Annotated in this window: 14 protein-coding genes; all 14 read left to right on the top strand. The window is 64.2% G+C overall.

The genetic code is table 11. From position 1 onward, the window contains the following. The first annotated feature begins 91 nt into the window (after nucleotides 1-91). The 14 genes from fliE to QTH97_RS05295 all read left to right on the top strand — a co-directional run bounded on the left by fliE (nucleotide 92) and on the right by QTH97_RS05295 (nucleotide 13,501). The gene (fliE, locus tag QTH97_RS05360) at nucleotides 92-409 is read left to right on the top strand and encodes a flagellar hook-basal body complex protein FliE (RefSeq protein ID WP_286567012.1); all 318 of its coding nucleotides are present in this window, start codon (nucleotides 92-94) and stop codon (nucleotides 407-409) included. Between the two features lie 174 nt (nucleotides 410-583). Then, the gene (locus QTH97_RS05355) at nucleotides 584-2,257 is read left to right on the top strand and encodes a flagellin N-terminal helical domain-containing protein (protein WP_286567011.1); all 1,674 of its coding nucleotides are present in this window, start codon (nucleotides 584-586) and stop codon (nucleotides 2,255-2,257) included. Between the two features lie 143 nt (nucleotides 2,258-2,400). Then, nucleotides 2,401-2,751 (top strand): flagellar protein FlaG, encoded by a 351-nt coding sequence (locus tag QTH97_RS05350; RefSeq protein ID WP_286567010.1) that lies wholly within the window; start codon nucleotides 2,401-2,403, stop codon nucleotides 2,749-2,751. Between the two features lie 43 nt (nucleotides 2,752-2,794). Next, the gene (fliD, locus tag QTH97_RS05345) at nucleotides 2,795-4,246 is read left to right on the top strand and encodes a flagellar filament capping protein FliD (RefSeq protein WP_286567009.1); all 1,452 of its coding nucleotides are present in this window, start codon (nucleotides 2,795-2,797) and stop codon (nucleotides 4,244-4,246) included. 26 nt (nucleotides 4,247-4,272) lie between these two features. Next, entirely contained in the window at nucleotides 4,273-4,695 is a 423-nt protein-coding gene (fliS, locus tag QTH97_RS05340) for a flagellar export chaperone FliS (RefSeq protein ID WP_286567008.1), read from the top strand. A gap of 37 nt (nucleotides 4,696-4,732) precedes the next feature. Then, nucleotides 4,733-5,065: a flagellar protein FliT gene (locus QTH97_RS05335; RefSeq protein WP_286567007.1), complete on the top strand. Its 333-nt coding sequence runs from the start codon at nucleotides 4,733-4,735 to the stop codon at nucleotides 5,063-5,065. A 16-nt stretch (nucleotides 5,066-5,081) separates the two neighbouring features. After that, on the top strand, nucleotides 5,082-6,374 hold the full coding sequence (fliK, locus tag QTH97_RS05330; protein ID WP_286567006.1) for a flagellar hook-length control protein FliK: 1,293 nt from the start codon (nucleotides 5,082-5,084) through the stop codon (nucleotides 6,372-6,374). Between the two features lie 8 nt (nucleotides 6,375-6,382). After that, entirely contained in the window at nucleotides 6,383-6,688 is a 306-nt protein-coding gene (locus QTH97_RS05325) for an EscU/YscU/HrcU family type III secretion system export apparatus switch protein (protein ID WP_444813385.1), read from the top strand. A gap of 497 nt (nucleotides 6,689-7,185) precedes the next feature. Beyond that, entirely contained in the window at nucleotides 7,186-7,536 is a 351-nt protein-coding gene (gene flhD, locus QTH97_RS05320) for a flagellar transcriptional regulator FlhD (protein WP_286567004.1), read from the top strand. Next, nucleotides 7,533-8,141, top strand: coding sequence for a flagellar transcriptional regulator FlhC (flhC, locus tag QTH97_RS05315; protein ID WP_286567003.1), 609 nt, complete (start codon nucleotides 7,533-7,535; stop codon nucleotides 8,139-8,141). Before flhD ends, flhC begins: the two co-directional genes overlap by 4 nt. A 64-nt stretch (nucleotides 8,142-8,205) precedes the next feature. Further along, nucleotides 8,206-9,066: a flagellar motor stator protein MotA gene (gene motA / locus QTH97_RS05310; RefSeq protein WP_286567002.1), complete on the top strand. Its 861-nt coding sequence runs from the start codon at nucleotides 8,206-8,208 to the stop codon at nucleotides 9,064-9,066. Nucleotides 9,067-9,083: 17 nt separating this feature from the next. Continuing rightward, nucleotides 9,084-10,016 carry a flagellar motor protein MotB gene (gene motB / locus QTH97_RS05305; RefSeq protein ID WP_286567001.1) on the top strand — a complete coding sequence of 311 codons (933 nt, stop codon included), beginning with the start codon at nucleotides 9,084-9,086 and terminating at the stop codon, nucleotides 10,014-10,016. A gap of 19 nt (nucleotides 10,017-10,035) precedes the next feature. Beyond that, nucleotides 10,036-12,078: a chemotaxis protein CheA gene (gene cheA, locus QTH97_RS05300; protein ID WP_286567000.1), complete on the top strand. Its 2,043-nt coding sequence runs from the start codon at nucleotides 10,036-10,038 to the stop codon at nucleotides 12,076-12,078. 79 nt (nucleotides 12,079-12,157) lie between these two features. Continuing rightward, nucleotides 12,158-13,501, top strand: a complete 1,344-nt coding sequence (locus QTH97_RS05295; RefSeq protein ID WP_286566999.1) for an EAL and HDOD domain-containing protein — start codon at nucleotides 12,158-12,160, stop codon at nucleotides 13,499-13,501. The last annotated feature ends 22 nt before the right edge of the window (nucleotides 13,502-13,523 follow it).

Below are 13,523 nucleotides of genomic sequence, written 5' to 3'. Positions count from 1 at the left end.
CGGGGTCTTCCCTTGGTACGCTGAAAAGACGACGGAGCGCCTGCGCGCTTCTATAGCAACCCTTAAGTTCACACAAAGAAGAGAGTCCCTCATGTCGATTGCCGCCATCGAGTCCGTCCTGCAGCAGATGCGGGTCACCGCGCTCCAGACCGGATTCGCTCCGACGCAAGCCGCCCCCGCCGAGACCGGCGGCTTCGCGGCCGAGCTCAAGCGCTCGCTGGACAACATCAGCACCGCGCAGACCAAGTCCTACGCGCAGGCCGAGGACTTCGAACTCGGCAAGCCGGGAATCGCGCTCAATGACGTGATGGTCGATCTGCAGAAGGCCAACGTGGCGTTCCAGACCGGGTTGCAAGTCCGAAACCGCCTGGTCTCGGCATATCAAGAAGTCATGAATCTCCCCGCCTAAGCCGGTTCCGGGGTGTTCCAGGGCAAGCCCGGGGTTTTTCAGGTTCCGCCCTAAAGGTTTGACAAGGCCTGCCGATAACTAGTCCAACGATGGCTTGAGTCTCACGGAGAGTCCGGGTCCAGCGTTACGGCCAGAGGCCGGAAGTCCACAACCTTTGTCAACCAGGAGTCGAGCATGGCGCAAGTCATCAACACCAACAGTCTCTCGCTGCTTACGCAGAACAACCTCAACAAGTCGCAATCGTCGCTGAACACCGCGATCGAGCGTCTGTCTTCCGGCATGCGCATCAACAGCGCCAAGGACGACGCCGCCGGTCAGGCCATCGCGAACCGCTTCACGGCCAACATCAAGGGCCTGACGCAAGCGACCCGCAACGCCAACGACGGCATCTCGATCGCTCAAACGACCGAAGGCGCGCTGACCGAAGTCAACAACAACCTGCAGCGCGTTCGCGAACTGTCGGTGCAGGCTGCCAACGGTACGAACTCGCAAAGCGACCTTGACTCGATCCAGGCTGAAATCTCGCAGCGTCTCGACGAAATCAACCGTGTTTCGGAACAGACCCAGTTCAACGGCGTCAAGGTTCTGTCGGCCGATGCTGGCAAGCTGACCGTGCAGGTCGGCGCGAACGACGGCGAAACCATCGATATCGACCTGCAAGAGATCAGTGCCAAGACCCTCGGCTTGGAAGGCTTCAATATCAACGGCAGCGGCACCCCCAATGCGGCGGCCACCAAGACGACCCTGCTCGCGTCGGGTTACTCCGCCGGCGCGACGACGAATGGCACGACTGCCTACGCGAAGAACTACGGCGCATCTGACGCGGCAACGCTGAGCTCCGTGCTCGGCAAGGCAGTAAAGGGCGACACCGCCGTATTCGGCGGCGTCACTTACACGTCCACGGGCACCGACTACAAGTTCAACCAAGCCGCGCGCACCGCCGTGAACGTTGCGGCGGACCTGAAGCCCGCCGCCGGCGGTTCGACGTCGGTCTCGATCAAGATCGGCGGCAACCAGACCGTTGATGCAAAGATCGACAGCGCCGGCAATCTGACTTCGGCAGACAGCGGCAACAAGCTCTTCCTGGACGCCGCGGGCAACCTGACCGAGAACAACAACTCGGGCGCAGCGGTTCAAGCCAACGTCAACGGCGGCGGCACCGTCGCGAGCGGCGACGTCCTGTTCAGCATGGGCAATGCCGGCGGCGCAGGCGGCACGATCACCGTCGGCTCAGGCGCATCCGCGCCGACGTACACCTACACCGCTGGTACCGCAACGGCCAACGCAACGAACCTCCACATCTCCAACTCCGCACTGGCCACCGCCGCCACCGGCGTGGCGAGCACCGTGACTCTGGGTGGCACGGCATATGCAGTCGCTGCTGGCGGTGCGGTGACTGACGGCGGTGTTGCGGTGAACGTCGATATGAACGGTGCCCTGACGAAGAACACGGCTGAGACCCTCTTCGTGCACGCGAACGGCAGCGTCACCGACGCTTCGTCCAACCTCGTCTACGAAGACAGCGCCAAAGCGGGCAAGTTCACGCTGGAGGCGAAGAGCGGCGCTACGTCCACCGCCGATCCGCTCAAGGCTCTGGATGCGGCCCTGTCGAAGGTCGACAAGCTGCGCAGCTCGCTCGGTGCGGTCCAGAACCGTTTTGACTCGACGATCGCCAACCTCGGCACCACGGTGACCAACCTGTCCTCGTCGCGCTCGCGCATCGAAGACGCCGACTACGCGGTGGAAGTGTCGAACATGACGCGCGCCCAGATCCTGCAACAAGCTGGCACCTCGGTGCTGGCCCAGGCCAACCAGACCACGCAAGGCGTGCTGTCCCTCCTGCGTTAATCAGAAAGGAACAGGAGCGCCGGGTCCCCCCCGCAAGGGAAGGCCCTGGCGGCCGCAGGCCTCACGGCCTGCGCTGTCCTCTGCGGCCACGGCCCGCGTCGAGGCCGCAGAGGACAGCGAATCCCCAGATCAAGGTGCAACCCATGTCGAACCCCATGCCAGCAATCCTCGCGAAGGACAGCCCCTGGACGCAACTGCTCGCCAGTCGCGCCGCGGGCCCGAGCGCGCCGGCCGGCGCCGACGCGCTTTCGGGTGCGGTCGAGGAGGCCACGCCCGAGCAGATCGAGACGGCGGTGCACGAGGCCAACGCCTCGCTTGCCAGCCATTCGATCAGCCTGCAGTTCGAGATCGACAAGGACACCGACAAGGTCATCGTGAAGGTGGTCGACCAGGCCAATGGCGTGGTGATTCGCCAGATTCCGACCGAGGAGGTGATTCGCATCGCGAAGGTCATGGGGAAGGCGCCGGGGCTGCTGGTCAGCCACCAGGCCTGAAGCCGGCCCCGCCTCTTCATACGCAATCCAGGAAATCAAGAACATGGCAACCATCAGCAGTCTCGGCGTCGGCTCGAACCTCGATCTGAGCTCCTTGCTCACGCAACTCCAGACGGCGGAAAGCCAGCCGCTGGTGGCCCTGGAGGCCAAGGCGAAGAGCTATACCAGCAAGCTGTCAGCCTACGGTACGCTGCAGAGCGCGCTTGGTACGCTGCAAAGCGCCGCAAAGAAACTTTCCGACCCGGCGTTGTTCCAGTCCGTGACGGGGACGCCTACCGTGAGCGGCATCCTGTCGGCTTCTTCCGCCGATCCGACCTCGTCCGGCAACTACAGCATCGTCGTCTCTCAGTTGGCCCAGGCGCAGTCGGCCATCGCGGCAGGTCAGGCGAACACCACCACTGCGATCGGCAGCGGCAAGGTCACGATCGATTTCGGCACGATCACCGGCGGCACGCTGGACGCCGCAACGGGCAAGTACAGCGGCGCAGGTTTCACGGCGGACGGAACGCGTGCCGCGAAATCGATCACCATCGATCCCACCAACAACACCCTGGGCGGCATTCGCGATGCGATCAATGCGGCGGGCGCCGGCGTCACCGCGAGCATCGTCAACGACGGCAGCGGCACCCCCTATCGCCTGGTGCTCAACTCCACGCAGACCGGCGAGGCTTCGAGCATGCGCATCTCCGTCGACGGCGACGCGGCGCTGCAGAACCTGCTGAACAATGACCCGGCTGGCACACAGAACCTGCAGCAGACCATCGCGGCACAGAACGCCAAGCTCAACGTCAACGGCATCGCGATCACAAGCGGCAGCAATACAGTCAAGGAAGCGATCCAGGGCACGACGTTGACCCTCGTGCAGACCGGCACGACCGGTCTGTCGATGAAGGCCAACACGACTTCGGTGACGAGCGCGATCAACGATTTCGTCAAGGCCTACAACAGCCTGCAGAGCACGGCGACGAGCCTGACCTCCTATGACGCGGATACAAAGACCGGCGCAGCGCTGGTCGGCGACTCGACCCTGCGCAACCTCCAGACCCGCATCCGGCAGGCGCTCACGACGCCGCAGAGCGGCGGCACCAACGACATGAAGGTGCTGACGGAGATCGGCGTGTCTTTCCAGAAGGATGGGACGCTGGCCGTGGATTCGACCAAGCTTTCCAAGGCCCTCGAGACCAATCTGGAAGGCGTTTCGAAGCTCTTCGCGAGCGCGACGGGAAGCACGTCGGGCTATGGCAAGCAAATCGACGCGCTGGTGGATGACCTCACAAAGACCGGCGGCAGCCTGAAGGTCGCCACCGACGGCGTGACCTCCACCATCAAGGAACTCGACGAACAGTACGACGCCATGCAGGCGCGGGTCGATGCCACGGTGGACCGCTACCGCAAGCAGTTCAATCAGCTCGACGTGCTGATCAACAGCATGAGCAACACGATGACCTACCTCACGCAGCAGTTCGATGCGATGAACGCCAGCAGCGGCAAGTAGCCCGCAACACAGGACAGGAGCCGTCGATGTACACCCCCCACACCTTCAGGACCGGCGCTGGCGCCTATGCACGCGTCGGCGTGGAAACCGGCGTGATGAGCGCCACGCCGCACCAGCTCATCTGCATGCTGTTCGACGGCGCGAAGATGGCCATCGGCATGGCGCGGCATCACATGGCGCAGCGTGATATCGAGGCCAAGGGCAACTCGATCTCGAGGGCGGTCAACATCGTCGAGAACGGCCTCAAGGCTGCGCTCGATGCCAAGGCGGCAGGCCCTGCCGGCGAAGAACTCGCCGGCAACCTGACCGCGCTCTACGACTACATCATCCAAAGGCTCCTGTTCGCCAACCTGCGCAACGACGCGCGGGCGCTCGACGAAGCCGATGGCCTTCTTGACAACATCGCTTCAGCCTGGCGCGAGATCGACGCCGGCCCAGCGCGCGCCTGAGACACGCGCGATGAACACGACAACCAGAAAAGACAACATGGCAACCCGAAGCGAAGTCGTTCACTGCTACGGTCAACTCGCCTCGCGCGTCGCGCTCATGGCCGAGCTCGCGCGATCGAAGGAATGGGGGCAGCTTCCGGAACTGGAAGCCCAATGCGCGTCATTGGTCGACCGGCTGAAGGTGCTTCATCCGATCGAAGCGCTGGACCCGGCGCAGTTCGAAGAGACACGTCGCCTGATCGAGCGCATCCGTGCCGACCAGGACGAGGTGTGTGGCCTGGTCAAGCCGCAGATCGAGCAATTGATCGCGCGCATGTCGCTCCTGAGCCAGCAGCGCAGCCTCGGCCGCGCCTACGGTCCGCAGCACTGAGGCACACGAAGCCGCCATGATCGGACTGTCCGGATTGATCGACAACCTGCTGGCCGCGAAGGCCTCGCCGCGGCTGGACGTGCTCGCCATCAAGGGCGAGACGGAGATCAATGCGCCCGGACCGGTGTCGCAGGTGCAGAAGGTCGAGAACGATGTCCGCCTGCTGTCCAACGCCGCACTCGATCGGCTGATTCCCGTCGGGTCGTCGGACGCCCCGGCGGCGCCCGGCATGCGTCAACCCTCCGAAGCCGACCTGTCGGTGGCGGCGCGCGTCATCAGCGTGGTGCTGTCGGATCTTCATGGCGATGCGGGTCCGGTGCGTGGCGCTGCGCCTGCCTGGCCGTCATCCCAGCCTGCCTCGGCGGCAACGCTGGCGGGCACGCTGGCGCAGACGGTGTCCGGCAGCGGCCTCTTCTATGAGTCGCACCTGGCCGAATTCGCCAACGGCGTGCGTGCGCTGGCGCAACTGGCGCAAGAGCCACAGGCGCGCTGGGCGACGCCGGCTGCGCAGCAGGCGATGGCGCTTGCTGTCGCATCGACCGAAGCCCCGCCGCCAATGGCAACGAAGGAAGCGTTGCCACTGATGGCCGTGCAAGGCGCCGCCGCGGAAGCGATCGTCGGGGGACAGCCAGCCGACGCGCGACCCGCAGCGGACGCATCCGCCGGCTCGCGCGGTGCGCAGGGTGCACCGGGCCCGAATGAAACCGCGTCATCACCCGGCGCCGCGCCATCGGCCGCTGATTCGGACCTGGCACCCGATGCTGCCCGCGTGCAGGCCGCGTACCGCTGGGGCGAAGCGCCGTCGCCGGCCGCAGCGCACCCGTCGACGCAGCGGGCGGACGAAGCCATCGCCGCACGCCATGCGGTTGCCGCGCTCGCATCGAATGCAGCGACGCCTGCGCAACCTGCCGAAGTGATTCATCCGCAAGCCATGACGCTCGTTCACCAGCAACTCGACCTGCTGGCAACGGGGGTCTTCCGCTGGAGCGGCGAGGCCTGGCCCGGCGCAGCGATGAATTGGACGGTGGAGAAAGAAGCCGCCGAGCCGCCGGACGAAGGTGCCGGCGAGGACAACCAGCGGCGCTGGTCGACCACGGTGTCGATGAGCCTGCCCCGGCTGGGCGCCGTGGATCTGCGCCTGAGTCTCGCGGGCCCCGGCCTGCAGGCCAGGCTGTCGGCCAGCGAGCCCGGCACGGTGGCGGCATTGCGCGCCGATGGCCACGCGCTGGCGAAGCGTCTGGAGGCCGCGGGCTTCCGGATGCAGGACTTGCAAGTGGCGCCGAAGACCCCGGGGGAGAACGCATCGTGAGCACGCCCATGGACGAACGACAGAGCGCCGTCGCGCTGTCGCATGCCGACAAGGACCGGGCGCCGGTCGTGGTGGCCAAGGGCTATGGCGTCGTGGCGGAGTCGATCATGCGCGAGGCGAGGCAGAACGGGCTTTACGTCCATGCCTCCGTCGACCTGGTCAGGCTGCTGATGCAGGTCGACCTCGACCAGCAGATCCCGCCCCAGCTCTACCGCGCGGTGGCGGAGGTCCTGGCCTGGATCCACGGGCTGGAAAACCGCACCGGGACAGAAGGCCCTACCCATGAAATATTTCACGCGACGACATTGGAATGAACTATTTGGTTTCATCATCAATGATTATTCATTGAGTAATGCGTCGAGATGAATGCTTTCTAGCTCAGTCCTTGATGAATACTTTTTAAATCATCGCAATTGAACGACGCCGCTTGTTTTGATGTAACTATTTTGGATTGCTTTGCACACTGTCCGCTGGGCGGTGTCAGATAAGTCTCACTTTTCGGTACTGCTCAAATGGCCTCGCATCAATTGTTAAAAATTGTGTATAGACTTCAAACCTGATTGGATGGAGTACAGCGTAATGCTTTCGTTGCTGTCCGGCGACCCCACATTCGGGTGGTTGTCCAGACGGATTGCAAATGAAATAATTAATTGCTTGTGCCAGCGTAATTGAATTGAAAGCTGGGGCTCTTTTTTAAAATTGCCAATTCATATTTCGTGGATTCTCGGCCAGTCGGCCTGATAAATTCCATAAGACGGTTTCAAGTGTTTATTTGTGCGGGAACTGCACATTTTTTAGATTGAGGTTCAGAGTGGAAATCGAAAACAATGGTGATGCGGGCGCAAGTGGCGACGTCTCCAAGGAGATCGGCGACGTCAACCTGGCCTACATGCTCCTCGCGCAGAAGTTGGCCAAGCAGGACCGCGCCGCGGCGATGTACCGACTCGGGGTCGGCCGCGAACTGGCGGATCTCCTGGCCAACATGTCCCTGACGCAGATCGTCAAGCTCGCGACGTCCAACTTCCTGCTGTGCAGCTTCCGCCTGGAGGACCATCCGATGTTTGCGGTCTTTGGCGAAGGCAAGGACACCTCGCTGCAGCAGGCGCACATGTCGATCCTGATGGCGGCGCGCCAGACCCGTGAAGCGGATGCCGTGGCATGACTGTCAAGAGCGTTCTGGGAGAGGTTCGCCAGGTTCAACTCGCGGTGGAATTGATCGAACTCGGCGCCCGGTTGCAATTCCTGGAGGCGGAAGTCGGATTGAGCCGCGAACGGCTGATCCGCCTCTACAAGGAATTGAAAGGCGTTTCGCCGCCCAAGGGCTTGCTGCCGTTCTCGACCGACTGGTACATGACCTGGCTGGCCAACATCCATTCGTCGATGTTCTACAACCTGTACCGGTTCATGCGGCGCGAGGCCAATGAGCCCGAATTGCAGGCGTTGATCAAGGCCTACCGGCTCTATTCGGAACAAATCACCGCCCATGGCGGCGAAATCGTGCTGGATTTCACGCGCGCCTACACGATGGTGCGGTTTTTCGACAGCGACATGCTGCAACTGAGCACTTGCAGTCGCTGCGGAGGGCATTTCGTCGCTCACGCCCACGACCACCAGCACGGTTATGTGTGCGTGTTGTGCCGGCCGCCTTCCCGCGCAGGCAAGGTGCGCGCCCCGAAACGTGTCGACGAAGCAGCCGAGGCCCCGGTGCCCGCACAGCCGTCGGCCATTCCCGCGCATTCCGCGCTGGGCGCCAGCGGAATTCGTTGAAGGCGGCAGTTTGTCTCGATCCGCTAATTTTTTGTTTGACGCCTGAGGGCAAAAGGGGACTCGCGTGCTCGTGCTGGTTGGATATCTCGTAGTGGTGGGTGCCGTGTTCGGGGGCTATGGCCTCATGGGCGGTCATTTCGGCGTCCTGTTCCAGCCGGTCGAGTTGCTGATGATCGGAGGCTCTGCGCTGGGCGCCTTCATCGCGGGGAACAACGGCAAGACCATCAAGGCGACGATCAAGGAGTTGCCGCTCCTGCTGCGCTCGTCCAAGCACAACCGGCAGCTCTACATGGACCTGCTCGCACTTCTCTATGAACTCCTGGCCAAGGCGCGCAAGGAAGGGATGATGCGGCTGGAGTCCGATGTCGAGAACCCGGCCGAGAGCGAGATCTTCGGCCGCTATCCGACCATCATGGCGGACGCCGGCGTGATGGAGTTCCTCTGCGACTACCTGCGCCTCGTCATCAGCGGCAACACCGACGCCTTCGAGATCGAGGCGCTGATGGACCACGAGATCGAGACCATCCGCCACGAGGCGGAGATTCCGTCGCACAGCCTCGCGCGCGTGGCAGATGCGCTGCCCGCGCTGGGCATCGTGGCGGCGGTGATGGGCGTGGTCCATGCCCTGGGCTCCGCGAACCTGCCGCCCTCCGAGATGGGCGCGCTGATCGCGCACGCGATGGTCGGTACCTTCCTGGGCGTGCTGCTGGCCTACGGCTTCGTGACGCCGCTGTCCACCGTGATCGAGCAGAAGGTGGAAGAGGGCATGAAGGTCTACCAGTGCGCCAAGGTCACGCTGCTCGCGAGCCTGAATGGCTATGCGCCCCAACTGGCCGTGGAGTTCGGCCGCAAGGTGCTCTTCTCGACCGAACGTCCCACCTTCACCGAACTGGATGACCACGTTCGGGAAGTCAAGGCGCGCTGAGCGCCGGGGTTGACAGCATGAGCGCAGAGAAGCATCGCGTCATCGTCAAGCGCGTCGCCGGAGAGGGCGGCGGGCACCATGGCGGTGGCTGGAAGATCGCCTACGCCGACTTCATGACGGCCATGATGGCGTTCTTCCTCGTGATGTGGCTCCTGTCCATCTCGACGCCGAAGCAGCGCGAGGGCATAGCCGAGCACTTCCGCATGCCCTTGAAGGTCGCCCTGCACGGCGGCGACAAGAACAGCCTGAGTTCGAGCGTGATCCCCGGTGGCGGGCCCGACCCGATCCAGGTCGAAGGCGAAGAGAAGCTGAGCGAGGCCGAACGCGAAGAGATGGCCGATGCCGCGCGCCTCGCCGACATGAAGAAGCGCCTCGACGCGCTCATCGAGAACAGCCCGGTCTTCAAGCAGTTCCGCTCCCAGATCCTGATCGACATCACCACCGAAGGCTTGCGCCTCCAGATCGTCGACAGCGACAAGCGCCCGATGTTCGACCTTGCGAGCGCGAAGGTCGTGCCGCACATGCGCGCGATCCTGCGCGAGCTCGGCCCCACGCTCAACGACCTGCCGAACAGGATCACCCTGTCGGGTCACACCGACGCGCACGTCTACACCAACGGTGACAAGGCGTATGGCAACTGGGAACTCTCCGCCGACCGTGCGAATGCATCGCGGCGCGAACTGATCGTGGGTGGCATGACCGAGACCAAGGTGCTGCGCGTCGTCGGCCTGGCCGACAGCATGCATCTGGACAACGCCGATCCGCGCAATCCGATCAATCGCCGCATCAGCATCATCCTGCTCAACCGACAGACGCAGGAACGCATCGAGCGCGAGAACAGCGGCGCGGCTGCCACGCCCACCACGCGGATCGGGGCGTCGCAACCCGCAACACCCAGCGGCAACAACGTGAAGCTGACGTCAATCAAGTCATCAGCGCCGACGCAGTAACAGCGAGACCTACAAGAAGATGGACCTCAGTCAGTTTTCCCAAGCATTCTTTGTCGAAGCCATCGAGCTTCTGGCGCAGATGGAGCAATTGCTCCTCGAACTCGACGTGGAGTCGCCGGACAGCGAACAGCTCAATGCCATCTTTCGTGCGGCCCATTCGATCAAGGGCGGCGCGGCCACTTTCGGCTTCACCGCATTGACGGAAACGACCCACCTGCTGGAGACCCTTTTGGACCGGGCGCGCCATGGCCAGTTGAGCCTGAGCGGTCCGATGATCGATGCCTTTTTGGAAACGAAGGACGCCTTGCAAGAACAACTCACTGCTTACCAGGCTGGCAAAGAGCCCGAGCCTGAAAGAGTCGCGCACATCTGCGCCGTGCTTCAACAACTCGCGCTCGAGAACGGCGACGGCGCATCCGCACCCGCACCTGCGCCAGCCCCTGTGGCGGTGGCTGCACCCGCGCCCGTGGCCGCAGCGGCCAGCGGGCAGGGCGCATTGCGGATTCGCTTCTCGCGCCTGTCGGACAGCGAGTGCGACCTGCTCGCGGACGAACTCGGCAACCTCGGCAAGATCCTCTCGCGCACGCGCAACGGCGATCAGTTGACGGTGGTGCTCGAGACGACCTGCGACCCGGACGCGATCATCGCGGTGTGCTGCTTCGTCATCGACGAGTCGCAGATCGACATCACGCGCGAATCCGCGCAAGCAACGCCTGCCGAAGCCGCGGCCGGGCCCGCCGCGCCGGCGCCCGCGCCCGCGGTGGCCGCGCCTGCGGATGCGGCCAGCAGGCCGCAAGCTTCCGTCGCATCGCCTGCCGCAGCCGCGGCGCCGGGCGCGAAGGAATCGAGCTCGATCCGCGTCGACGTCGAAAAGGTCGACCAGCTCATCAACCTGGTGGGCGAACTGGTCATCACCCAGTCCATGCTCACGCAGGCGGCAACGATGCTCGACCCGGTGGCGTACGAGCGCTTCCTCAGCGGCCTGGGTCATTTGGAGCGCAATGCGCGCGACCTGCAGGAGTCGGTCATGTCCATCCGCATGATGCCAATGGACTATGTGTTCAGCCGCTTCCCGCGCGTGATCCGCGATGTCAGCGCCAAGCTCGGAAAGCAGGTGCGCCTGGACACCTTCGGCAAGGAAACCGAGCTCGACAAGGGCTTGATCGAACGCATCGTCGACCCGCTGACGCACCTGGTGCGCAACAGCCTCGACCACGGCATCGAAACACCGGACATCCGCCTTGCGAAGGGCAAGGAGGCAACCGGCCAGCTTCTGCTGTCCGCGCAGCACCACGGCGGCAACATCGTGATCGAGGTGAGCGACGACGGCGCGGGCCTGAACCGCGAGAAGATCCTCGCCAAGGCCATGCAGCAGGGCCTCAACGTGAGCGAGTCGATGCCGGACGACGAGGTGTGGCAGCTCATCTTCGCGCCGGGCTTCTCGACGGCGGAGCAGATCACCGACATCTCCGGCCGCGGCGTCGGCATGGACGTGGTCAAGCGCAACATCCAGGAGATGGGCGGCCACGTGGAGATCCAGTCGCGCGGCGGCCATGGCACCACGACCCGCATCGTGCTGCCCCTGACGCTGGCGATCCTCAACGGCATGTCCGTCAAGGTCGGCAGTGAGGCCTACATCCTGCCGCTGAGCTACGTGATCGAGTCGCTGCAGCCGCTGCCGGAGCACCTGCATTCGATCACCAGCGACGGCCACGTCATCAAGGTGCGCGGCGAGTACCTGCCGCTGATCGAGCTGCATCGCGTGTTCGACGTGGCGGGCGCGCAGGTCAACCCGACGCAAGGCATCCTCGTGATCGTGCAGGCCGACGACACGCGCTTCGCACTGCTGGTCGACGAGCTGCTCGGCCAGCACCAGGTCGTCGTGAAGAACCTGGAGACCAACTACCGCAAGGTGCCGGGCATCTCGGCCGCAACGATCCTCGGCGATGGCAGCGTGGCTTTCATCATCGACGTCGGCGCCATGCCCCGCATCCAGCGCGCGCAGGCGGCGAGCAGCGCGGCCCTGGCCGGCGCATCGCGGATGGACCGGATCGCGGCCTGACAGGCTCCCATTAGGCAATGCCCCGTACATCCTGCAGAGACGGGGTGATGGATACCAGCTTCAGACGGAGACATTTGCAATGCGGTTTGACTTTTTCAGGCGCCAGGGACCGGCCGGCGAGCCCTTGCCGACGGAGCGCGGCGAACGCACCGAGCCGGTGATGGAGACGCGGGCTCCGGCGGGCGAGACGCTGGAGCCACGCGGCGCCAGCGGCTTCGTGACCTATGCCCTGCAACTCGACGCGCAGAAGCGCGTCAGGGGCTACAGGATGGCGTGGCGCGAGGCTGGCGCCCATGGGGCGCCCGATGCGTCGGCGCAGTTCAGGGAACTGCTCTCGTGCGTGTCCAAGCATCTCAATTCCAGCAAGGGATGGCGGCTCGGGCGGCTCGTGCTGTTTCTCGACGTCACGGTCGATGCGCTGTTCCAGAGCGAGCTGCAGGCCCTGCCGCCGGAGAACGTGGTGCTTTGCATGGGTCTCGACGACCTGATGGACGCGGACACGCGCTCGATGCTGCTGTTCCTGCGCGAGCAGGGCTTCGGCTTCATGCTGTGCAATGCGCAGGCGCTGCCGCAGGACCCGGCGTTGCTGGAGGTCATCACGCATTTCGACGTCGGCAGCGGCAGCAGGGATCTCATCGCCAGCGTTCGCGATGGCCGGCGGCCGGAGCAGCCGCCCGTGCAGATGATCGCGACCCGCATGGACAGCTGGGAAGGCTTCGATGCCTGCGCCGCGCGCTACGTGGACGTGTTCGTCGATGGCGGCCATGCGCCGCCACCCGTGGAGCAGGGCGTCGACATCCTGCAGCCCGAGTCCATGCTGATCGTGCGGCTCATGCAGATGATCCAGCGCAACGAGGACGTGCGCTCCATCGAATCGGCGCTCAAGCGCGACGCCGCGCTGACCTACCGCCTGCTGCGCCACATCAATTCGCCGGCCATCGGCGCGGGCGTGGAGATCACCTCGCTGCGCCACGCGGTGGCCATGCTGGGCTATTCGCCGTTGTTCCGCTGGCTGTCTCTGCTGCTGGCCACGAGCAACAAGGCCAGCTCGCCCTTCATGATGAAGAAGGCCATCATGCGCGGCCGCTTCGTCGAGCTGATGGGGCACGGCATGCTGCCCTCCAGCGAGGCCGACAACCTCTTCGTGGTCGGCATGTTCTCGCTCGTCGATCAACTGCTCGGCATCTCCATGCAGGAGGTGCTTGCCAAGGTGCAGCTCGCCGAATCGGTGCAGCAGGCGATCCTGCATCGCCAGGGTGTCTATGCACCCTTCCTCGCGCTGGTGGAAGCCTGCGAGACGGGGACCGACCAGGCGGCACGTCTCGCCGAAGCGCTGTTCGTCAGCGCCGAGCAGGTGAATGCCGCGCATCTCTCGGCCATGGTCTGGTCGCATGAAGTCAGCGCGGTCGATGCCGGCGACTGAGCAAGCACCGCGAGATGCAAGC

The organism is Variovorax gracilis (genome assembly GCF_030317115.1).
Classification (GTDB): Bacteria; Pseudomonadota; Gammaproteobacteria; order Burkholderiales; family Burkholderiaceae_C; genus Variovorax; species Variovorax gracilis.
The sequence above is the reverse complement of the archived record's forward strand: the minus strand, read 5'-3'. Positions and strand labels throughout refer to the sequence as shown.

What these genes read in the sequence shown, in the direction of transcription:
- QTH97_RS05350 (WP_286567010.1), top strand. Translation starts at nt 2,401, where the DNA reads ATGTCGAACCCCATGCCAGCAATCCTCGCGAAGGACAGCCCCTGGACG.
- fliS (WP_286567008.1), top strand. Translation starts at nt 4,273, where the DNA reads ATGTACACCCCCCACACCTTCAGGACCGGCGCTGGCGCCTATGCACGC.
- fliE (WP_286567012.1), top strand. Translation starts at nt 92, where the DNA reads ATGTCGATTGCCGCCATCGAGTCCGTCCTGCAGCAGATGCGGGTCACC.
- QTH97_RS05325 (WP_444813385.1), top strand. Translation starts at nt 6,383, where the DNA reads ATGGACGAACGACAGAGCGCCGTCGCGCTGTCGCATGCCGACAAGGAC.
- QTH97_RS05335 (WP_286567007.1), top strand. Translation starts at nt 4,733, where the DNA reads ATGGCAACCCGAAGCGAAGTCGTTCACTGCTACGGTCAACTCGCCTCG.
- QTH97_RS05355 (WP_286567011.1), top strand. Translation starts at nt 584, where the DNA reads ATGGCGCAAGTCATCAACACCAACAGTCTCTCGCTGCTTACGCAGAAC.
- fliK (WP_286567006.1), top strand. Translation starts at nt 5,082, where the DNA reads ATGATCGGACTGTCCGGATTGATCGACAACCTGCTGGCCGCGAAGGCC.
- QTH97_RS05295 (WP_286566999.1), top strand. Translation starts at nt 12,158, where the DNA reads ATGCGGTTTGACTTTTTCAGGCGCCAGGGACCGGCCGGCGAGCCCTTG.
- fliD (WP_286567009.1), top strand. Translation starts at nt 2,795, where the DNA reads ATGGCAACCATCAGCAGTCTCGGCGTCGGCTCGAACCTCGATCTGAGC.
- cheA (WP_286567000.1), top strand. Translation starts at nt 10,036, where the DNA reads ATGGACCTCAGTCAGTTTTCCCAAGCATTCTTTGTCGAAGCCATCGAG.
- flhC (WP_286567003.1), top strand. Translation starts at nt 7,533, where the DNA reads ATGACTGTCAAGAGCGTTCTGGGAGAGGTTCGCCAGGTTCAACTCGCG.
- motB (WP_286567001.1), top strand. Translation starts at nt 9,084, where the DNA reads ATGAGCGCAGAGAAGCATCGCGTCATCGTCAAGCGCGTCGCCGGAGAG.